Consider the following 23,516-nt stretch of genomic DNA (forward strand, 5'->3'; position numbering starts at 1 on the left):
AGATAAAGCAACGAAAATCAATTAATGGTGATTCGGATAAAAGGACTGAAAAAGGAATTGTACGGTTAATAAAATAAATGTGCAGAAAAGACAAAGACCTAGCATTTCTGCTAGGCCTTCTAAATTTGGCAGGGGTAGCAAGACTCGAACTCGCAACCATCGGTTTTGGAGACCGTTTGCAAAAACTTTTAAATCAATAGCATAGGTAGATTTCGTAGAATATAAATAGCTAAAACACCTGATTTATTGTATTGATTTCATTGGGTTTGACGAGACTATTTCTACACCTATATTCATTATTTAATCGGTTATTTGAATATGTTAATGCCTAATACCCGACAAGTTTCACTCTATCATGATGAATCAAAATAAAGGTTAGCTTCTGATAGTGACAAATTAACTTATTCTTACCCGTAGTTTGTAAGATATGTCCCACCTTCAAATCCAAATAATGTTTATTGCAAATATCAAGGTTAATTTTTTTACTCATTTATCCCAACCCGTTTCTAGTTAATCAGGACAATTCATCTATATTAACGAGAACAATATGGTTCAACATAAAAACATTCATCAAAAAATCAATAATCTAGCAAATCTGCTCCAGCTTCTTTCTGCGATAATAGAAACTGAAATCGAAATGCGATGTCAGGAGCGTACTCAATATGATATTGATTTGGAAACTCAATTTTTTCACCATCAAGTTAAACAGCATTTGAGTCGCCAAGGAGTGCAAACAGAAGACGTTAATCTAGCAATGGATTTTATTAACCAGTACATAAAAGACAGGTAGTTTCCCATCATTCAAACCTAGTTATTGATAAGGACATTAACACTAGGAATTGTTATGAATAAGTCACAAACACAGCTTATACGGGTCTATAAACGTCAATCTAAATCGCCATGGGATGACCACAGCACTGTATTGCTGCTGGCAGACCATCAACTTGAGAATGATGAGGTTAAAGTAAGCTATAATAAATACATTTATTTACATCGAAATGTACAAGGCCAAATGTTAGGTATCAGTATCAGCAAATCACTACTTGAAGAGAATGCTGAGCTCGAGAGTCAATATCTGACAGGTATTCAGGCTTATATGATGCTATTGATTTACATCGACGACATTGCCGCTTTTTGTGAACGATTCAAAAATGAGTTTATGAGTATTTTTGGGGTATATCCGCATTATTACTTCGAAACAGCTGAACAATGTTGGTCTGATTTGATTATTGCTGCTGACGCACTGTAATCGCCATCTAGCGAACCCAATTGGGTTCGCTTTTCTATTAATAATTTCATGTCTTTTACTCGCCCAATCTTAATTAAAGCAAACAGTAATTCACTGATAAAACGGACTGAGTAGTTAATTATTGCCTTGGTAAACGTAATAAATTATTCACCTAATTGAAAACCAGTTCTATTAACAGTCAAAAATTCCCCAGTCGCAACCTAGTTAATGGTGAGGCCACAAACCATTAATTAGGATCTATATATGGATCAATCTATGATTTTTCGTTTGCATCCCAAGTCTAGAGGCATTGAAAGCTGTTCATTTTTACTATTAGCAAACACTGACAGTACCAATGAATCATCAAGATTATGTTTTTCTCGATACATCTATCTTAATGTCGATGCTAAGTGGAACATGTTGGGGATTAACATTAGTCATTCCATTCTGGATGAGTACGCTGATGTCGGCGAACGATACTTAACAGGAATTGATATGTTAAAGGTACTAATAATGTACAAAGACGAGATAGCCACGTTCTGTGAGTTGCACTGCACTCAATTTTCAAAAATCTTTGGTTTATGCCCAACAGATTACTTTGAATTTGCGACACCAGTCTGGGCAGAACATGTTAATACATTAGAGTAATGTTATTGGCAACCAACTAACGAACCCTTCTGGGTTCGTTTTTTTGGGGGAAACATACTTATCATATCTATCACGTCGAAAATTAAAGATTAGACAAATACCTTATTTCAATATCAAAAGCTAAAAGTTCGTATTGCTCGATTCTATTTATTGATGGGACTAAACAATATAAAATTTGGACCTAAAAAGAACGATGCCCTAATTCTCAAATCTAGTCATTGCTTGTTCCAACTTGGTATCTGAGAAAGCAGCAACACATGGAACATGTTGCCGTTGAATTTTTAAACGAAAGCGTTTTAAATAATTTAGAGGGTAAAGAGCCGCTGGGCAATGACGGAAAGGCACTATGTGCCTTTTTCATGCCTTTAAAATAAGTAATTTACACAGATAGTAAAACTGTTAACAGGTTTTGCTTCAGTGCTGTGTCAAAATCATTTTAAAGCTCAGCTAGAGTTTTTCACATTTTATAATCAGTAACTCCTAACAATAAGTGGCAATTAAATATTAATACATTTTCTTACTTCTAAGCTTGGCTCTTTGTATTAGACATTAACATACTGTTCAAATTAAATTAATTTGATGTATGACCCAAAAAGAAGCATACTTATATCCACGTATTATTCGAATTAAAAACTAAAATGGACAGACTCTCTTACTCGCAGCAGCAGAGACTATATTTTATTGATTTTAGGCTGATGTTTGTTGGTAGTTTTACACGAGCTGAAGTTGTCCAGCACTTTAAGCTCGGCTTATCTGCTGCAACTCGTGATATCAATCTTTATAAAGAATTAGCGGTGCAGAACCTTCACTATGACAACGCAGACAAGCGTTATTTCAAAACTGAAAAGTTCATAGCGTTATTCCCACATGATGGTGAAAGTGTTTTGAAACAGCTCACCAGCACGCAAACCGACATCAATAATGTCTTTCATGGCATAAATCTCCCTTTTGAAGCACCTAGCCAGCTAGTCGTCCCAGATTTAAATGTTCTAGCGGTTTTGACTCAAGCGACATTAAACAACATTACTGTAGATATCGAATATATTTCATTGAGTAGCGGTCAAAGCGCGCGAACGATTGTACCTCACGCCATCATAGACAATGGGCTTCGTTGGCACATTCGAGCTTATGATTGTCAATCCTGTGAGTTTCGTGACTTTGTAATTACAAGAATTACCAGAGCAAGCTTAAGCCAACAATCGACTACAAGAGAACAAAGTGCTCAGTCTGATCAACAATGGATACAAGAAGTGTCATTAGAATTAGTGCCTCATCCAACGAATATTAAATATCCAAAAGCTATAGAATTAGACTATGGCATGGAAAACGGGGTGCTTCACCTTACAATTCGTTCAGCATTGACAGGGTATCTACTGCGACGCTGGAATGTTGATTGTTCCGCAAATGCAACTCAACAAACTGCTGAGCACCACCTCTGGCTACGTAACAATAATCTGTTAAATAGCGTAACGAATTTGAATCTCACTTCAGGTTTCAATTTAAACACTCTTACTTCTGCACAAGGAGCTAAGTAATGTCAGATCACAAACAATATTTAGGCGACCTAATTGGTGGTAGCTTAATGATTAGAGAAAGTCAGATTATCGCCGACTTACTTCTAAAAGAGCCGACCATAGAAGAATGGAATGAAGCAATAGTTGAGCAAAATATTCTTCAAAAGCCGTCTGCGGCCTCAGCTAAGCGCAATGCTTCAACCATAAAGAAACGCCTAGAAGGGCTAAGCAGTGATTTTCTTTCAAAACTCGCCTTCAGCGGGACTGAAGAAGCGACACAATTAATATTTGCAGCGACTTTAATCAACTCGACTTTACTCGCCGACTTTATGCGAAACGTCGTCACCGATGCTAAGCGCATGTATAGAGACTCACTTAACGTTGACGATTGGCAGCACTTTTGGGAAGAACGAACAAGACTATATCCTGCCTTAGCAGATATGACACAAGCTTCAGTTTATAAGGTATCTCAAGTAGCTTTTAAAGTCCTTGCTGACGCAGGTTATATAGAAACGACAAAAAGCAAACGTCTTATGAATGTATACCTATCACCTGACGTAAGACAAATACTCATTACTCTAAATCGTGATGATATTGTTAGAGCCATGGAGCCATAACAGTTTATGCAGACATTACAACAACTACAGCAACGTCTAAGCCAAGTGCAAGATAAATTAGAGAGCGATGAGTTTCTTACCAACAAAGAACTTGGCGGCGAAATTGGTTTCTACATTTTTGATTATCCCCCAGAGCATGAAGTGGCGGTTCGGGAGCACCTTAGCTATTTAACTAAAAAGCTAAAAAGCCGATCAGAAGCTAAAGGTGGGCGTTTTGCCAGTATCAACCTATTTGAAATGGTTATCGAATTACTTAAGTCTAGAAAGCTGCTTGAACGCTCATATAAGATGCAGTTTGAAAAAGGCGATGATGCGCTGTTTAAAGCATTAAAAGGACCGCTAGAGCAAAACCGTTTTGCAGAGTTTATTGTTGAGCAAGCAGACGTTAAAGGTTGTGATTTTATCATGTTACACGGTTTAGGAAGTGTTTGGCCTATTGTCCGAGGTCACGGTTTGCTGAATGCATTACATGCTAAGGTCGGTAATGTACCAACAGTCATGTTCTACCCAGGTGAATATGATGGTGCCGCACTTAAACCTTTTGGCAGGATAGAATCAAATAACTATTATCGTGCTTTTAAGCTTGTGCCATAAGCCATTGAGCTAGTAAGTAAACTTTGTCATCAGTTAGGGACAACAAATGCAAATTGAACAACTTATCAAAAAAAATATTAATCTCTATCACAACGGTATAGTTAAAGCCGAAGAAATCGATAATGAAACGGTTTTTGTTGAGTTAGACAAATATGTAGTTACCAACGAACTAAAAGAGCACATTGAAAACTTTTTTAAGCTTTACATGACACCTACTTCTAGCGCTGAGGCATCTTCCCCTGCGAGTAAATCAGGCATTTGGCTATCGGGTTCCTTTGGAAGCGGTAAATCACATTTCATTAAGATTTTAGCTTATTTAATACAAAACATTGAAGTCACTTGCAATGGTTTTAATCGAACAGCTTTTGACATGTTTGCAGAGAAACTACAGCCAAATGATATTTTCTTAGCTGATATTGAGAAAGCGATCAAAAATGAAAATAAAGTCATTTTGTTTGATATTGATAAGCTCGCCAATACTGATGATAAAGAAGATGTCATCTTAAAAGTGCTATTAAAAATGTTCAACGCACAACTTGGCTACTGTGCCACCCACGCCCATATTGCTCACTTCGAGCGGGACTTGGACAGAAGTGACAAGTTTGATGCATTCAAACAAGCCTTTAACACTATCTCTGGTGAGAATTGGTTAAAAGAACGTGATGCATATGATTTCTACCGTGATGATATCGCTGAAGCATTAACACAAGTTACAGAGCAGTCCTTAGATTCGGCTCAACAACAAATTGATAAACTGGAAGAAAGCTTCCACCTTGATATAACTCACTTCTGTAAATGGGTCAAAGAATACCTCGATGGCAGCCCTAAGCGTCGTCTACTCTTCTTCATCGATGGAGTGGGTCAGTTTATGGGTAACAACAAAGCAATGATGCTGCAATTACAAACTATCACAGAAAGTCTAAGCGAAAATTGTAATGGTAAGGCATGGGTGGTCGTCACTGCTCATGACGATATTGATACTGTAATTGTTCGTATGGAAGAGTCAAAAAGTCAGGATTTATCTAAGGTTAAAGCTCGTTTTGAGCACATTTATTTATCTGAATCGAACACCAAAGAAGTCATTCAAAAAATGACTCAATTGTAAAAAATAACATTACTCAATTTTAAGATTATTAGTCTGTTAGGGACAAACAATGCAAATTAAACAGCTTTTCAAGAAAGACATAGCTCGCCCAATCAATGGTGTCGTCAAAGCAGATCAAACAGAAAATGAGACTGTTTTTGTTGAATTAGATGAATATGTCGTAACTAACGAGCTAAAAGAGCACATTGAAAACTTTTTTAAGTTTTATATGCCCTCTGTTCATAATCCTGAAAAAGCTTCTATCTCTGGTAAGTCAGGGATCTGGGTGTCAGGTTTCTTCGGAAGCGGTAAATCGCACTTCATCAAGATTTTGTCTTACTTATTACAAAATATTGAAGCAAGTAGCAATGGCCTTCAGCGCACTGCTTTTGACTTTTTTGCTGAAAAACTCCAACAAGATGCTTTCCTCGTTGGCGATATTGAAAAAGCGATCCAAAAAGAAAATAAAGTCATTCTGTTTAATATTGATAGCCGAGCCAACACTGACGATAAAGAAGATGCCATCTTAAAAGTGTTTCTAAAGGTCTTTAATGAACAGCTAGGTTATTCAGGTGATCACGCTCATATTGCCCACCTTGAACGAGATTTAGATAGTCGTGGTCACTTTGAATCTTTCAAAGCGGCTTTTAACACTATCTCAGGTGAGAACTGGCTAGAGCAACGTGACTCATTTGATTTCTACCGTGACGATATCGCCGAAGCCTTAACACAAGTCACAGGCCAATCCATAGACTCGACTCGTCAATGGGTAGAAAAACTGGAAGAGAACTTCCCTCTCGATATCGCTAACTTCTGTAAGTGGGTAAAAGAATACCTCGATGGTAACGCTGATCGTCGCTTATTATTCTTCGTCGATGAAGTAGGTCAATTCATTGGTGACAACACCCAAATGATGCTCAAACTGCAAACAATCACAGAAAACCTAGGCACAATCTGTGGCGGTAAAGCATGGGTCATTGTTACATCACAAGAAGATATTGATGCTGTTCTAGGGCGTATGCAAGGCTCTAAGAGTCAAGATTTCTCTAAAATTCAAGCACGATTTGATCGCATATCACTATCAAGCTCCAACACCAATGAAGTTATTGAAAAACGTCTACTCGATAAAAGCGATGCAGCAAAAGCAGAACTGACCGCCTTATATAACGAAAAAGGCGACATCATTCGCAACCAGTTAAGCTTTGAGCAGAGCAACAGTGCCGAGCTAGCTAATTACACAAGTAGCGAAAACTTTGTAAATAGTTATCCATTCATCCCCTACCACTATAACTTAGTGCAAAAAATCTTTACGGGGATCAGCCGTGCTGGGGCTTCCGGTCAACATATGAGTAAAGGCGAACGCTCACTTATTGATGCGTTCCAAATTGCGTCCAATATGTATTCAGACGATAACGTAGGGCGTCTTATTCCCGTTTATAGCTTCTATAAATCAATTAAAAAGTTTCTAGATACCGCAGTAGTACGTGACATAAACCAAGCGGCAGAAAAGTCGTCAATCAATGATTTTACAGTCAATGTATTACAAACTCTGTTTATGATCCGTTATGTCGACGAAATCAAATCGACACTTGATAACCTTGTTACCCTGTGTATCAGTGAAGTGGATCAAGATAAGCGCACGTTGCGTTTAGAGATTGAACAAAGTTTAGAAGTGCTAGAGCGAAACCTGCTTATTGCCAGACAAAACGATGAATATATCTTCTTAACCAACGAAGAGAAAGAGATTCAAAAAGAGATCCAAAATACCGAGATCGAGCCTTCTGATAAAACAGGAGAGCTGAGCCGTATCGTATTTGATGAAATTTTACGTCGAAATAATAACTATCGTTACCCTGAGAACAAGCAGGACTTCCCTATTGCTCGTTTTTGTAATGGCATTCCGTTTGACCGTAACGTTGAAAGCGATGTATTGCTAAAACTAGTATCACCAATTGATGCCAGCTATAACGACTACACCACAGCAGCTTGTGGCAATTATTCTTCTGATTGTATTCTCGTCAAGCTTAACGACCAACCACGGTTATTTGATGAGCTACGCACCTATATAAAAACAGAAAAATATATTCGTAAAACTTCAGCGAGTGGCACTGAACAAGAACAATTGCGTCGTGAAAAAGCCAATGAGAACATGAACCGCCGTAAACGTTTGGTTATTGAGCTTGAAGAACTCATAAAACAATCAGAGTTTTATACATTAGGCAGCCCCTTTGATGCCAAAGGAGGTTCTATTACGGTAATGTTAGACGGTGCATACCGATATATCATCGAAAACACCTTTGGCAAACTAAAGCTTATCAAGCCTTTCCAAGGCAACATCATTTTAGAAACGCAGCAAACACTCGTTGCGGGAGATACAGCTCAATTTGGCTTAGATCTCAATGGTGACGAAGCAAACCCGAAAGCAATTTTAGAAGTCGAGCAGCACATCTCGTTAAGTGATGAACACGGCTACGCTGTCACCGCTGCAGATATCATTAAAAGATTCGCTAAGCGCCCTTACGGCTGGAACACGGATGAAATTATTTTGATCTTGGCTCGCCTAGGGTTAGCCAATAAAATTATCTTCCAAGCCAATCAGCAAGATGTGCCGCTGAAGCAAGCTTATGAACATTTAAGCAAATCGCAAAAACGTTCAAACTTACGCATTCGTAAGATTAAACAGCAATCGGAAGCGAACCTTAAAAAAGCCGCCACTTTATATAAAGACCTAGGCTTTGGCACAGCACCAAACAATGAAAAAGAATTGTTCAACCTAGCAGTAGCCAATAGCGACAGTAAGCTAAAAATTTGGTTAGAAAAACTCAAAAAATTCAAGTCGATGTCATCAACAGGCTCGTATCCTGGTACAAATGAAATCGATGAAGGTATTGAGCTGATTTCAAGCCTTGCAGAACTTAAAAGCAGCTTCCAATTTGTTGACCAATTCATCGCTGCTAGTACAAGTTTATGTGATTTCGAAGAAGAATATGAAGCATTAGAGAACTTCTACGAAACCCAGTTTACTGTGTGGCAAGGGCTTGAACGAGCACTCAATATTACGTTTGCTCAAAACCGCTCATTCTTAGACAAGAGTGCCGATGCTAAACAAGCCATAGACAAGCTAGAAGCTATTTACATCAACCCTCGTCCATATCGTGAAATTCGTACAATCAAACCCTTGATAGAGCAAGTTATCAAGATTGATAAAGAGTTTGTTGAAAAGCAACGTGAGTACACCATTAACAAATTAAAGCTTCGCATTACTGAAGTTGAGACATTAGTTAAAGAGGCTGGCGCAACGGCTGAAATCAGTAACCAAGCCTTATTGCCATTCCAAAGTGCAAAAAAACGAGTTGAAAAAGAAAACACTGTTGCGCAAATTAAGCACGAATTAAGTGAGTCTAGAGAGTGGTTCAAAGAAGCTGAAACCCTAGTGAATAACTATATCCGCCTGCAAAAGGAACTGGCACGCAAAGCAAAAGAGGAAGCGGAAAAAGCAGCTAAAGGCTCTACAAACAATACAACAAGCACCACAAGTGCAACTGGAACTGACGGCACTAGCTACCCAACAGGGGCTACAACTCCCGTAAAAGTTGCTGAGCCTGCTCCAATTAAAGCCAAAGAAACCAAATCTATTGATGCAATGCAAGTTTACAACGAAGTGTGTGAAGCAACGTATATGGAAACCGTTGATGACGTTGAAAAATACATCAGTGCCCTTCGAGGCAAGCTAACTGAATTGGTGGAGTCAAACCACAAAGTTCGTATTCAATAGGAAGCACCGTATGTATCAAAATGGCGGAAGCATAAAGCAACTATTAGACAAAGTGGCAGATCAAACACTTGTGTTACCAGCAATCCAACGTGAATTTGTTTGGAAGCCAGAACAGATCTGTCAACTATTCGATAGCCTGCTGCAAGGCTATCCTGTTGGCACATTTTTGTATTGGAAAATAAAGCCTGAGCATCGTAGCGACTATCAGTTTTATGAGTTTGTTCAAAACTACCATCAAAGAGATGCGAACCATTGTGTTCGCCTCGAAAACATGGGAAACAAAGAGTTTACTGCAGTCCTTGATGGACAACAGAGAATTAGCTCATTGAACATTGGATTAAGAGGATGCTATCACCAAAAAATTGCTGGTAAATGGTGGTCTAGTAATGATGCTTTTCCAGAAAAGCACCTTTATATCAATCTTTTTGGTATGCCTGATGAAGAGGGAAATCAGTACCAATTCGAGTTTCTTACTAAAGAAAAAGCGACAGTAAAAAGTACTGAGCAGTATTGGTTTAAAGTCTCTAATATATTTGATGGTGACATAGACGAGCTGCAAGATATTCTCGTTGACGAACTCGTCGATGAACTAGGCGATATGGTGGATAAAGAGCAGCGCTCTACAGCTAGAAAGTTGCTCCGTAAACTAAACTCATTAATTCACGATAAGCCTGTGATCTCATACTATGAAGAAGCAGATCAAAGCCTAGAGAAAGTGCTTAATATCTTTATTAGAATGAATAGTGGAGGTACACCGCTTTCCTATTCAGATCTATTATTGTCTATTGCCGTAGCGCAATGGGACAACCTAGATGCACGAGAAGAGATCCATTCATTAGTTGACGAATTAAACCAAATTGGCGACGGCTTCAGTTACAGCAAAGATCTTGTCTTAAAAGCGGGGTTAATGTTGTCAGATATCGGTAGCGTTGGCTTTAAGGTAGAAAACTTCAACAAAGAGAACATGTCCGTTTTAGAGGATAAATGGGACTCTATAAAGCAAGCGCTAACTGTGACAACGCAGTTATTTGCGAGCTTTGGCTTCAATGCCCAAAATTTACGAGCAGATAGTGCATTACTGCCTGTTGCTTACTACATCTACCATCAAAACCACGACGAAAGTTATCTATCAAAAAGCATGTATGCTCAAGATAGAGCAAATATTCGACTTTGGCTCGTTAAGTCGTTACTTAAAGCATCGGGGATCTGGGGAAGTGGTTTAGATACCTTGCTAACAGGGATTCGTACTGAAATAAAAAACAGTAATAACGATAACTTCCCCATTCAAGCTATTGAAAACTTGATGGTAAGCCGAGGTAAGTCGCTTAAGTTTGAAGCCGAAGAAATAGACGAGTTAGTCGAACTCGAATACGGTAACAAGCGCACATTTGCTTTACTGTCTGTTTTATTTTTTGGTTTTGATTTTTCGCATCACTTCCACATCGATCACATCTACCCTAAAGGTCTATTCAACCGACCAGCCCTGAGAAAGCTAGGGCTAGATAACGATGAAATTGAACAATTCATTCAGCTCTCTAATAAGCTACCTAACCTACAGTTGCTTGAAGGTTCAATTAACAATGAAAAGCGCCAAAAATGCCGCACATTTGGTATGCACAGCAATGGCCTAACGAGATAGACCGTGCCCATTATCTTGATCGACAAGCAATCACTGAATTACCAGAGTCGCTACTTGCATTTGGCTCATTTTATGATAAACGCAAGCAAATACTTAGAGCGAGAATCGAGCAAGCATTAGATGCACATAACTCCGTTAGCGATGTGACAAATAATTAAAAATTTTTGGATAAACAATGAACACCAATAAACTAAAATCTTACGCCCCAAAAGCTCGTATTGCGTTTATGCAAGCGGTAACAAAACGTGCGGCTGTGTTGGGCTTATATGAAGACCGTATCGCTGATGTCAATATTCAGGGTGATAATGCCATTATTGAAGGCCGAGTATTTACCCGTAAACAGGGCCAGCAGCGTAATCAATTAGAAAAGCGCATTGAATCGCTTGGTACCCATGACGGTAAGCTCGATCTAAAAACAGGTTTTAAGCAGTTTATCAACGAAACCGCTTTTACTTGGTTTAACCGTTTCACCGCCATACGTTATATGGAGATCAACGGCTACTTTGATCACGGTTTTCGAGTGCTCAGCAAACCGCCGCATTCAGATGGGAGCTTTGCCAAATTTGACGAAGGTTTCGAAATCTTATCTCATGCTGCCGACGTAGCAGATGATCTAGGGCTAGATAAAGCCCAAATAGTACAAATGATGCTTGATGGCGATAAAGAAGAAGAGCTGTATCGTGAAATACTATTAGGTCAGTGCCACCAATTAAGCCATATCATGGCTTTCATGTTCGAAAAGCTAGATGATGCAACCGAACTACTGCTGCCTGATAACCTGACTAAAACCGATTCTATCTTAAAAGCATTAATCGATGATCTTCCAGAAGATAACTGGCGTGATATTGAAGGCGAGAAAGGTCAAATTGAAGTCATCGGTTGGCTATATCAGTTCTACATCTCTGAGCACAAAGATGCCGTGATTGGTAAAGTGGTTAAGCGTGAAGACATTCCAGCAGCAACCCAGCTATTTACCCCCAACTGGATTGTAAAATACCTAGTGCAAAACTCGTTAGGTCGCCAATGGCTCGCCACCTACCCTGACTCAGCACTTAAAGACAAGATGGAGTATTACATCACTCCTGCACAGCAGAGTGATGATGTGATTGCACAGCTAAAAGCCATCACCCCAGCCAGCATAGATCCTGAGCAAATCAAGGTGCTCGACCCTGCTTGTGGTTCAGGTCATATCTTAGTGGAAGTGTATGAAGTACTGCGTGAGATCTACCTAGAGAATGGTTATCGTCTACGTGAGATCCCTGAGCTTATTCTAACCAAGAATATTTATGGCTTAGATATTGATGATCGTGCAGCGCAGATGGCGGCATTTGCCGTATCAATGAAAGCCCGTGAAGATGATAAGCGTATCTTTAGCCGCATTACAGATTCAGTTGGCACTGAAAATGAAATCAAACTCAACATCTACTCACTGCAATCAACTGAAAACCTCAATATCAACAAGCTGTGGGCAGATTTAGATTTTGACGGTATGCAGCAAACTGGTGGAATGACAGATCTATTTGCAGCACCACAGCAAGACGTTGCCGAAACATCTTCTGCCAATGCCGAAAATCAGGTTTATCTTAATCTACTGCGTTATCTCAAGACGCAGTTTATCGATGCCAAAAACTTAGGCTCTTTGATTGAAATTGATAGCCAATATCAAGTTACGTTAACTGAACTGAAAGCCAAGCTGCTCGAAAATGCACAAAACAATCATCAACCAACCAGACAAGCTGTAGAAATTTTGTTACCGATTGTTGAACAGGCAATTGTTCTATCACGTCAATATGATGTTGTAGTTGCCAACCCCCCTACATGGGCAAGAAAGCAATGAACTCTATCCTAAAAAAATATGGCAACAATAATTACAAATTATCAAAATTAGATCTATTTACCATGTTTATGGAGAGAGGAGCCAGTTTAATCAAACCTTATGGGTATAATGCTCAAGTGAATATGCAAGCTTGGATGTTTCTTAGTAGTTACGAACAATTAAGGCTTAATTTTGTAGAAAACTATACTTTTATCTCGCTAGCTCATTTAGGTACAAAAGCATTTAGTGAAATAGGCGGGGAGATAGTTAAAACTGTTGCGTGGGTACATACACATAAGCTCCAGAACTACTCATCAACTTTTATCGATTGTTCTAAGTTAATCGAACAAGATAAATCTAAATCCATAAGAATGGACACTGGGAATAGGCATTACAATAATCTAGAGAATTTGAAAGGTATACCTGGTTTACCATTTGCTTATTGGGTTAATACAGATTTTTTAAATATTTTCTCAAACAACCCTAAAATGGAAGAAAAAGCACCAGCTATGCAGGGTTTAGTTACTGCTGACAACGAACAGTTCGTTCGCTTTTGGCATGAGACTGACTTTAATAATATTTCTTTGACTTGCTCATCAAAAGATGAGTGTATCGAATCAGGAAAGAAGTGGTTCCTATACAATAAAGGCGGAAGTTATCGTAAATGGTTTGGAAATCAAGAGCACATTGTTAATTGGTGGTTCGATGGACATGATATAAAACAAAAAAAGTCAACAGATTTAAAACTTGGAAAGATCACAGCTAATAACTCTAAATGCTGGAATCAAAAATACTATTTCAAAACTGCTATTAGTTGGTCAGGAATATCCACAGACAGAAACTCATTTAGACTTTATCCAGAAGGTTCTATTTTTAGTGGCGCAGGGCTTTCTGCCTTTTTTAATCCTTCACAACAAAATAAAGCAATAGGATTACTAAATTCAAATTTATATCGACAACTCATTTCCATAATATCCCCAGGTCACAATTTAACCAGCGGGGAGTTTGGGAAGTTCCCATATTTAGAACTAGACGCCAATATAGAAAATCATGTGGCCAGCTTAATTAGTATTCACAAATCAGATTGGGACAGCAAAGAACTATCTTTTGAGTTTACTTCTAATGGTTTAGTGTCAAATCATTGTGAAAGCATTAAAGATTCGATGATGAAATACATTAATGAGTCTAAAAATATAACTGACAAAACTCATGCGTTAGAATGTGAGCTTAATGACACAATAAATAAAAGTGCAAATATAGTAAACCATGTCAATCCAAATGTGAAAATGTCTGAAATCACCTTGTTTTCAAATATACTTTATCGTTACAGCAACACAAATGATTTACATAGCCTAACATTAAGATATCAAAGCGACTTGACTTCAGAATTAATTAGTTTTGCTATCGGTTGCATGATGGGTCGCTACTCGCTTGATCGTGAGGGATTGGTCTATGCTCACTCAGGCAATAACGGTTTCAAAGAGTTAGTCGCTGAAGGCGCATACAACACCTTCCCTGCTGACGATGATGGAATCATCCCACTAGCGGCAGAAGAATGGTTATTTGAAGATGACGCAACGACTCGTTTCCGTGAATTCGTCAAAACTGTTTGGGGCGAAGAGCATTTAACCGAAAACCTCGACTTCGTTGCTGAAAGCCTATGCTTAGATGCGATTAAAGCTAAGAAAGGTGAAGGCACAATGGATACCATACGTCGCTACTTCTCGACCCAGTTCTACAAAGATCATTTAAAGACGTACAAGAAGCGTCCAATTTATTGGTTGTTTAGCAGTGGTAAAGAAAAAGCGTTTGAATGTTTGGTGTACTTGCATCGTTATAATGAAAGTACCCTCGCCCGTATGCGTACTGAGTACGTCACACCGCTTATGGGTAAAATTGAAACACAACTAGCGATGCGTGCTGAATCTATCAATAACGCCCCTTCTACCACAGAGAAGAATCGCTTGACTAAAGAGCTTAAATCTCTTGAGAAGAAACAAGCCGAACTGCGTGTTTTTGATGAAGAGCTAAAACATCTGAGCGAGATGAAAATCAACCTAGATTTAGATGACGGCGTAAAGGTGAACTACGGCAAGTTTGGCAACTTACTCAGCGATGTCAAAGACATCCATGGTAAAAAGCCAGAGGCAGTGAAGTAATTTTGGAGAAAAAGCTAAGCTTTTCCAAGCAGCAAAAAAAGAGTCTAAGAGCAATCTTAGGCTCTTTACCCGCTTACGATAAACTCGACGGTGCAGAATCATTCTTACTTTGCTATATCGCATTTGAAACACTGACTAGAAAAATCTGGAATTTTCATCGAAGCGCAAAAGCCAATAAAGAGGTCAATGAAACTCATGCACCTTTGACGTTACCTGCTGTAAAATCGGCATTTATGGCTTATAACATCAAAATTTCAGATGACGTTATAACACCTATCCTTAATTCCAATTTAAACAAACGTGGCTCTATGAACGTAAGAAGTCTGCGGAATGGCTTGGTCCATCAATGGAAAGCTAAGGACAGAGAAGAAGTCATCGCTAGATATAACGAGATAATGGCTTACCTCGACAAAGTGATTCAGGCTATTAGAGTAGAAATAAAATGAATATAGACCAAATTTCCCAAGGCCTTTTAACCAAATTTGAGCAATGTCGTATCGTATTGTGGCAAGACATTGATAAAGAGTTCACAACACAACTTGATGAACTGACTATCAATGACGGTGCAGGAAACCCGATTGAGGTTATCCGTTTAGACGATGTCTCGCATTTTCAAGTAAAAGAGCGTATTGAACTACTTGAGCCTGAAACGCCGTTTTTACTGTATAACACAGTCGCACCAAATCAACCTGAGCGTGATTGGCTATACGACATTCGCTTATACGCAGAAAGCTTTTATGCCGACTCTAGTTCAATGATCCTCAATGAATTAGGAATGCGAATGGAGTTTCGCCCAGTTGTGACAGAGCATCGTGCATTTTTTACCAATAAAACCCGCATGAATCGCTTGAAGAAACTTCTGCCAGAAAATGCCAATAAAGAAGAGCTACAACTGGCATTGATCGCTGCCAGCTTAAAGGTTGATTCGCCGACCTTTGTAACGATTTTACAGCACTTAATCATGCAGTTTGCTCAGCTAATTAAAGAAACGGGAAGTTTTTCAGAAGCGGCTCTTTCTATAAGCACAGACTTGCAAGACTCTGCTCCAAAAAGTGATTCGTCAAAAAACAAAAACAGTCTATTTACTGAACTACAGAAATATAACTTAGAAACCGCCTTCTGGCGCTTTGCTAACGAAACACTAGGTTATGATGTAGAGAAGAATGATAGCGATGATGGCGATTCTAAAGACAGCAATACACAGCTTGACTCACAGCAAAAGCTGCAAGATTTAATCATCAAGCTGCTGTTTACTGAGTGCTATCAAGCACTGCAAAATAGCGGTGTTAGCAGCAAAGATCCAATGCTAGAGCGCTTCACTCTGCAATTACTGCCGATTATTCTTGATGAGAAAGGCAAGCGAGTGGTTGCGAGCACTGTGAGTGTCGGTATGAACTCATCCAAACGAGCGATGGCTGTAAACATTATTAAAAGCTTACGTGAAAGCCGCTCAATGGCACAAGATTACAATGCGATAGCGGCAGAAGTTGAGCGTGAGTTTGAGCTGAAAAATATTCTCTCAATGGTGAAACAACCACACCTACTACAGAGTGTTGAAACCTTTGAGTACGCAGAGCAACAGCTCATTATTCTACTTGCTCGCCAAATTAACGAGCTTGAGCAAGTTGATATCAATAAAATCGTTTCACACCGTTTAACGACACATTGGGCGCACACTAGTCATAATAAAAATGGTAGTAAATCCAACTATGCAGCCATTTTAAATGCAATTAAAGCCGCAAAACAGTTCTACACCTTGAAGCAAAAATACATTGATGGCTTTAATTACGACTCTGCAAAAGCAATGTATCAGGCGTATGAGCAAGAGCTTTACCTGTTTGATGCTGCTTATCGTGAGTTCTGTGAAAATGCTATTAAAGTGGCACATAACGGCTCTGACATTTTGAAGAAAACAGGGTTAGTTAATGATATTGAAGCCCTTTATGTCGATTGGTATCTGCACGATCTAGCCATTAGCTGGGGCAAATTGGTTGATAATGAAAACTTACTCGAACAATGGAAGCTTTCAGGAGTTCCTAACCAATATGACTTTTATAATCGCCAAGTAGAAGCGACATTCCAAAGCAGCCAAGTTAAGAAAGTGTTTGTGATCATCTCCGATGCACTGCGCTATGAAGTGGCACATGCTATTAGCGATCAAATCAATAATGAGAAACGCTATTTAAGTGAGATAAAGTCTCAGTTAGGTGTTGTGCCATCTTATACTCAATTGGGTATGGCTGCGCTACTTCCTCATAATGAGTTAACGGCTCATGTTGGCGCAAAAGTAGAGTACAAAGCAGATGGCGTGAGTGTACATGGCCATGAAAACCGCCAAAAAATACTGGCAAAGCGAAATGGCTTGGCATTTAAAGCCTCTGAAGTACTTAACTGGACTAACGAAGAGGGTCGCCAAAAAATACATGATGCTCGTGTGGTGTATATCTATCACGATCAAATTGATGCTATTGGCGATAAAGCGGTAACAGAAAATCAAACCTTTGATGCTTGTGCCGATGCTATTGCTGAGATAAAACAGCTTATTGAGCGTATTATTAACCGTTTAAATGGTAGCCGTATTTTGGTTACTGCTGATCATGGCTTCTTGTTTAAGTCGAGTGATGTAGTCGATTCTGATAAAACTGCTTTAACCGTTAAGCCTCAAGGCAGTGTTGAAGCTAAAAAGCGCTATTTAATCGGTGAAAACCTGCCTGAAGATAATTACTACTGGCAAGGTAAAATGGCTGCTACGGCCAACCTAAGTGTTGAAGGCTGTGATGCTGAGTTTATCGTCCCCCGTGGCTCAAACCGATTTAACTTTGTCGGTGGCGCTAAGTTTATTCATGGTGGCATCATGCCGCAGGAGATCTGCGTGCCAATATTGAAAATTCGGGAGTTAGATAAAAAGCAGCAAACCAAACACGCCAAAGAGCGAGTGTCGGTTGTGCCTTTAAGCAATCCAATAAAGCTTGTTGCACTAGCTGATAAAATTGAACTGTTCCAAGCATCGCCTGTTGGTAAAGATTATCTCGCTCGTGAGTTAGAAGTCTGGATTGAAGATCCTGAAGGCAAAACGGTTTCTCACAAACAAAAAGTGATGTTCGATTCAACGTCCGAGAAAAGTGACGAGCGTAAGCGCAATGTCATTATTATGCTTAGCGGCTCAGGCTTTGATCGAACGGTAGCTTACAAGTTAATGATGAATGACATTACTCAGCCTAATCGACCGAATTTATTGCAGTCACACTCAGTTACGATTGATATCGCTATTGAAGACGATTTCTTCTAAGGACAATGACGATGAATGAACACAAAAACAACGAAGAAAACGCTACAAACCACTCTTCACACTTAGATGAAAGTGACAGCAATATCGAAGTGCATCATTACCACCATTACGGTGATGACAATCATGATATGAGTGATGACAGCGTACATAATGAAGGTGAAGATATCTTCACTGAATCATTAGCTTATGACGAAAAAATTGCTCAAGAAGTTCAACAAGTCCGTGACGTTGACCTTGACCAACTAATGACTACTCAGTTCAAAGGCCGTGTGGTTCGTAAAGATCTGACTAAGCAGTTAAAAGAAGGCGCTAACGTGCCTGTTTACGTACTTGAGTATCTACTTGGTATGTATTGCTCGTCAGCTGAAGATGACCTAATTGATGCTGGCTTAGTCCGTGTTAAGCAAATCTTGACTGATAACTATGTGAGACCCGATGAAGCGGAGAAAGTGAAATCACTGATCCGTGAAAAAGGCACTCATAAAGTTATTGATAAAGTATCGGTAAGACTTAACCAGAAAAAAGACGTTTACGAGGCTAGCTTATCTAACCTTGGAATTAAAGATGCTGTCATCCCTGCCAGTATCATTAAAGACAATGAAAAGTTACTTACGGGTGGTATTTGGTGCATCGTGAGTTTGAGCTACTTTTTTGAAGAAGGGCAAAAAACATCACCTTTTTCTGTTGTGACATTGAAAGCTATTCAAATGCCATCAATGAACATGCAGGAAGTATTTGATGCAAGACGTGCCTTCACTATGGATCAATGGCTTGATCTGTTACTGCGTTCTATCGGTATGGAGCCTGCAAACTTAAAGCAAAGAGCTAAGTGGCATTTGCTAGCAAGGATGATCCCATTTGTAGAAAATAATTATAATGTGTGTGAGCTTGGCCCTCGTGGTACGGGTAAGTCACATGTTTACAAAGAGTGCTCACCCAATTCGCTTTTGGTATCTGGCGGTCAAACAACCGTTGCGAACTTATTCTATAACATGTCATCTCGCCAAGTGGGTTTGGTTGGCATGTGGGATGTAGTCGCTCTTGATGAGGTTGCTGGTATCCGTTTTAAAGACAAAGACGGCATTCAGATCATGAAAGACTATATGGCTTCAGGCTCATTTAGCCGTGGCCGAGACTCCATTGAAGCAAAAGCTTCGATGGTATTTGTCGGCAACATAGATCAAAGCGTTGAAACGTTAGTAAAAACGAGCCACCTGTTAGCCCCCTTCCCTCCAGAAATGATTGATTCAGCCTATTTTGATCGTTTCCATGCTTATATTCCTGGGTGGGAAATACCTAAAATGCGGCCTGAGTTTTTTACAGACCGCTTTGGCTTAATCACTGACTACCTAGCTGAATACATGCGAGATATGCGCAAGCAGACGTTCTCTGATGCAATCAATAAGTACTTTAAGTTTGGTAATAACCTAAATCAGCGTGATGTTATAGGTGTGAAGCGCACCACTTCAGGTTTATTAAAGCTGTTATTCCCGCACGGTGAATACAATAAAGAAGATGTTAGAGTGTGTCTGACCTATGCGCTTGAGTCACGTCGCCGAGTCAAAGAGCAGCTAAAGAAAATCGGTGGTATGGAATTTTTCGATGTTAATTTTTCTTACATCGATAATGACACTCTTGAAGAGTTCTTTGTTAATGTGCCTGAACAAGGTGGTTCTAATTTAATACCTGCTGGCCCTCAAAATGCTGGTGTGGTGCATTTTGTCAGTCATGGTGCTATGGGCAAACTCGGTGTTTTCCGTTTAGAAACACAAAAAACAGCTGGTACAGGCAAACACCGTGCAACAGGCTTTGGTAATGATACACATGCAAAAGAGCAAGTGAGGATTGGTTTTGATTACTTTAGAGGTAATTTAAGCCGTATTAATGCTTCAGCTAAATTCTCAGAGTTTGAATTTAACCTCCATAGTGTTGATTTACAAAGCTCTGGTTGTACACAGACAGCAAGCTTGGCATCTCTAGTCGCCTTCTGTTCAATCCTACTAGCTAAACCTATTCAAGAGCAGATGGTTGTACTTGGTGATATGTCTTTAGGTGGTGTGGTAAACCCTGTGACAGATTTGGCAGGATCAATGCAAGTAGCTCATGAAGCTGGTGCGACTAAAATATTACTGCCGATGTCATCTGCAAGTGATATTCCTACCGTACCGTCAGAAACATTTACCAAGTTTCAGGTAAGCTTTTACAGTGACCCTATAGATGCTGTGTATAAAGCTCTGGGCGTAAACTAACAACACATTGTACGAACTATTCTAATTCACATCACAGCTTTGAACAATATGCTCAAGCTGTGACCAATGCCTTGCAGCTGAAGTTCTTTTAGCAGTAACTCCTCAGAAATAAACTAATAAACCATTGTTATTAAAATATTAAGTACTAGTTAATCACTAGCTCAGCATGATTAGCTCGAATAATAATGCATACTATAAACTTAATTTGAGTAGATCGCGAAACGCCGTTATTTTAGTGTTTTTGTAACTATGGGGTGTTAGGACTGCTACAATAGCGGGGAAAGGCATAGCGCCTTTTTTTCCGTTTGAGCGCCAAAGTAAGATGGCGTAAGTGAACCATTGTATTATGGTTTAGTGATGTAACTTAACACAGATGTGATGCTAGAAGCCTCGTTTCAAAGGCACCTGTCGGTGCCCTCTTTAATTTTATTGATAAAAAATCTTATCTAATTCACTGCAAAAAACCGTTCTGTATATCATTCTGCTTTGTAATAACTCAACGTTAGATTCTGTTAGTAAAGGCTGGCGGGTCTTTTTATCGATTCTGGTACTCAGCTCCTCAAAAAGCTGTCCATGTAATCGTTTTATATCACTGAATATCTGCTGTGATTGCGAGAACAGCATCACTTTATCGTAATAGCCATGATTTAAGCCGTATAGCCACTTTAAGAGAATGGTTTGCCTTGCCGCCTTGGTCTTAAATGAATGCTCCATTTCAATCGCTGTAATGCTGCCAGACACTTCCAGCACAATGCCATCGACGTTTCTCACATCATGAGAGTTAAACAACCTTTTAAACTCCGACTCTGTCACCACAGAGTGCCAAAACACATTATCTTCACCATCCTTACTTTTATTATGTACGCCTCGTAGCTGGATATACTGCATCATCAAATCATGCATCACGGTATTCAGATTGACTCTTAATGATGGGTTATCGCCTGAGCGAAAATAAACGGCCACTGACAGTAACTCCTCAGCATACTTAGCACCTGTATAACCGAGTACATAGACGCGATTATCTAAAGACCGATGAGTGATGACCACATTGAGTAATTTTTCCTTCACGAGCTTGTTTAAATGCTCTAGTGCCTGCCGCTTAGAAATACCGTAAAGCCAGGCAATAATCGTAGGTGACGTCATCCCGAATCTTGCCACTATTTTGATAGTGAGTTCCCTTCGAGCTTTGCCCGTTTGATTATTGTTAGCACCGCAGAAATAACGCATAGGAATAAACAGGTAAGGCTGAAACTTTTCAACCTTACCGCCTGCCTCATAAACGCTTACGTTAATCGCATTCTGTAACGCTTGATGTGTGTGCATAGTGATATCCGAATTCTTTGAATTATTGATATCAATAACTAGTGTCAGGTACTGCAAATTATCACCACAAGTCACGTAATTCATGCCGTTAAGCTGATTTATTCCTGTCGGGATGAAAATAGCGATGAACATCACTACAAAGCCAGCCTTTGGCTGATGAGTGTTTAACTTCGTTAATCCCTCATATGCTCTGAAGCGCCCACCCGCTCTGATGACTCGTCATCGGCGCAGGTTTACGAGCTACGCTCTAGCACTTCACAGCATCAAGCGCGCATGTATTTCGCTACGCTCTGTACTAACCGCATTTTCACCGCTTATGACGAGGGGATGTGTTCCACCTCATTTCCCTCTTTCATCGCTATGATTTTCTGACGAAAACCACATAGGTTTAGCCTTCAATTTGTCCCAAATATGAGGCTAAATTTTGCTGAGGCAAAACTAAAATTCGGTTAGTACAGACCAGCTGTACATGCGCGTGCTGCTGCTCGCCATTACTTCGTAATAACTCACATCCGCGTTTTGAAAGCCTGTTTCACAGGCCGTTTTATTGCAGAAAATCGTGCCGATTTTTGCTAGATAAAGACAATTCTATCGAATAAATGCAAAGAGAATAAAAGCTGAAAAACGATTTTTTTGAGTCTTGAAAGAGTCTAGGTAACCGACGAGGTGAATAAAGAAAGGGCACATTTTTATTGCTGACCTTGCAGATAAATAAGTTTGCAATTCAACTTTATTTCATTAACTTAAATTTAGAACAGTAATTAACCTTCTTTTTAAAGGACACATTATGACTTCTAAAAATAACGCCCCTATTACCAATATTGATGGCACACCAATGGTCTCAGGCTCCAGTGTAGACATCAAAGGTAACCCATTCGGTATCACTGAAAGCAGTAGTTCAATAAGCACTTGTGATACTGATATCTCATCAAGCTTCGACAGTTTTGATTCTTGTTCAAGTTTCGACTCAGGCTTTGATTCGGGGTTTGATAGTGATTTTTAATCAACAAAACGAAGCGTTTTACGCTCGTTACACGCCAGTACTTATTTTACTCATCTCGACTATAGTTTGTGTGACTATGTTTTGGATAACCAATAGCCCTTTTTTCTGTTTACCTTCAAGCTTATTGTATTTGAAATTTATAATCGGAGAATGTGCTTATGATAGAAAGTATAGGGGCAAAGGGCTGCCTGAGGACTCTTGGTTAAAATGTCGCTACTTACTATTTAAGTTTTTTTAAATTCAAAATCAGCAAAGGTATCAGCTTAAATCACCCTAAGCTGATACCTATAAAGGAGGTTCCATGGAATTCTTACTACCCTTAACTGTATTAATCGTCGGATGCATCATTATTTGTAAAAAGTGCAAAGAAGCTGAAAATGTCAGTAATAAGTGATGATAATTTAGGTCTTATCAAGCTAAATCTTATATAAATAAATTAGAGGTTTTTACAGAACTTCTAATTTATTACCCCATTTACCGCAATTACGTCTTCAACACATCTAAGTTAAGTTGTTTAAAACCTAAGAATCAACTGCATTTTCGTGAAGATATCTACAAGCAATAAAAAATCAAAAAAA

General features: G+C 39.2%; 15 protein-coding genes and 1 pseudogene. 15 read left to right on the top strand and 1 reads right to left on the bottom strand.

Features of this window, described 5'->3' with window-relative positions; translation table 11 throughout:
• Positions 1-547 precede the first annotated feature (547 nt).
• From SJ2017_RS16870 to brxL, 14 genes and pseudogenes are all read left to right on the top strand, one after another.
• Positions 548-790: a hypothetical protein gene (locus SJ2017_RS16870; protein WP_080916533.1), complete on the top strand. Its 243-nt coding sequence runs from the start codon at positions 548-550 to the stop codon at positions 788-790.
• Positions 791-844: 54 nt separating this feature from the next.
• Positions 845-1,249 (top strand): hypothetical protein, encoded by a 405-nt coding sequence (locus SJ2017_RS16875; RefSeq protein WP_080916534.1) that lies wholly within the window; start codon positions 845-847, stop codon positions 1,247-1,249.
• 243 nt (positions 1,250-1,492) lie between these two features.
• Positions 1,493-1,876 (top strand): hypothetical protein, encoded by a 384-nt coding sequence (locus tag SJ2017_RS16880; RefSeq protein ID WP_080916535.1) that lies wholly within the window; start codon positions 1,493-1,495, stop codon positions 1,874-1,876.
• A gap of 638 nt (positions 1,877-2,514) precedes the next feature.
• Positions 2,515-3,411 carry a WYL domain-containing protein gene (locus SJ2017_RS16885; RefSeq protein ID WP_080916536.1) on the top strand — a complete coding sequence of 299 codons (897 nt, stop codon included), beginning with the start codon at positions 2,515-2,517 and terminating at the stop codon, positions 3,409-3,411.
• Positions 3,411-4,007: a DUF1819 family protein gene (locus SJ2017_RS16890; RefSeq protein WP_080916538.1), complete on the top strand. Its 597-nt coding sequence runs from the start codon at positions 3,411-3,413 to the stop codon at positions 4,005-4,007. Before SJ2017_RS16885 ends, SJ2017_RS16890 begins: the two co-directional genes overlap by 1 nt.
• Before the next feature lie 6 nt (positions 4,008-4,013).
• Positions 4,014-4,601, top strand: coding sequence for a DUF1788 domain-containing protein (locus SJ2017_RS16895; RefSeq protein ID WP_080916539.1), 588 nt, complete (start codon positions 4,014-4,016; stop codon positions 4,599-4,601).
• 46 nt (positions 4,602-4,647) lie between these two features.
• Complete coding sequence (locus SJ2017_RS16900) at positions 4,648-5,706, top strand: hypothetical protein (protein ID WP_080916541.1); 1,059 nt, start codon at positions 4,648-4,650, stop codon at positions 5,704-5,706.
• Between the two features lie 49 nt (positions 5,707-5,755).
• The gene (brxC, locus tag SJ2017_RS16905; RefSeq protein ID WP_080916542.1) at positions 5,756-9,460 is read left to right on the top strand and encodes a BREX system P-loop protein BrxC; all 3,705 of its coding nucleotides are present in this window, start codon (positions 5,756-5,758) and stop codon (positions 9,458-9,460) included.
• A gap of 10 nt (positions 9,461-9,470) precedes the next feature.
• Entirely contained in the window at positions 9,471-11,099 is a 1,629-nt protein-coding gene (locus tag SJ2017_RS16910) for a DUF262 domain-containing protein (protein ID WP_244899714.1), read from the top strand.
• The gene (locus SJ2017_RS21755; protein ID WP_244899715.1) at positions 11,057-11,257 is read left to right on the top strand and encodes a hypothetical protein; all 201 of its coding nucleotides are present in this window, start codon (positions 11,057-11,059) and stop codon (positions 11,255-11,257) included. Before SJ2017_RS16910 ends, SJ2017_RS21755 begins: the two co-directional genes overlap by 43 nt.
• 68 nt (positions 11,258-11,325) lie before the next feature.
• Positions 11,326-15,074: pseudogene (gene pglX, locus SJ2017_RS16915) on the top strand (BREX-1 system adenine-specific DNA-methyltransferase PglX).
• Positions 15,075-15,076: 2 nt separating this feature from the next.
• On the top strand, positions 15,077-15,520 hold the full coding sequence (locus SJ2017_RS16920; RefSeq protein ID WP_080916544.1) for a hypothetical protein: 444 nt from the start codon (positions 15,077-15,079) through the stop codon (positions 15,518-15,520).
• Complete coding sequence (gene pglZ, locus SJ2017_RS16925) at positions 15,517-18,363, top strand: BREX-1 system phosphatase PglZ type A (protein ID WP_080916545.1); 2,847 nt, start codon at positions 15,517-15,519, stop codon at positions 18,361-18,363. Before SJ2017_RS16920 ends, pglZ begins: the two co-directional genes overlap by 4 nt.
• 11 nt (positions 18,364-18,374) lie before the next feature.
• On the top strand, positions 18,375-20,612 hold the full coding sequence (gene brxL / locus SJ2017_RS16930; protein ID WP_244899716.1) for a protease Lon-related BREX system protein BrxL: 2,238 nt from the start codon (positions 18,375-18,377) through the stop codon (positions 20,610-20,612).
• A gap of 426 nt (positions 20,613-21,038) precedes the next feature.
• Here the strand turns inward: brxL and SJ2017_RS16935 are convergent, their stop codons facing one another.
• Entirely contained in the window at positions 21,039-22,067 is a 1,029-nt protein-coding gene (locus SJ2017_RS16935) for a hypothetical protein (protein ID WP_244899717.1), read from the bottom strand.
• Between the two features lie 655 nt (positions 22,068-22,722).
• Here SJ2017_RS16935 and SJ2017_RS16940 point away from each other — a divergent pair.
• Complete coding sequence (locus tag SJ2017_RS16940) at positions 22,723-22,938, top strand: hypothetical protein (protein WP_080916547.1); 216 nt, start codon at positions 22,723-22,725, stop codon at positions 22,936-22,938.
• Positions 22,939-23,516: the final 578 nt, after the last annotated feature.

This window comes from Shewanella japonica (genome assembly GCF_002075795.1).
Taxonomy (GTDB): domain Bacteria; phylum Pseudomonadota; class Gammaproteobacteria; order Enterobacterales; family Shewanellaceae; genus Shewanella; species Shewanella japonica.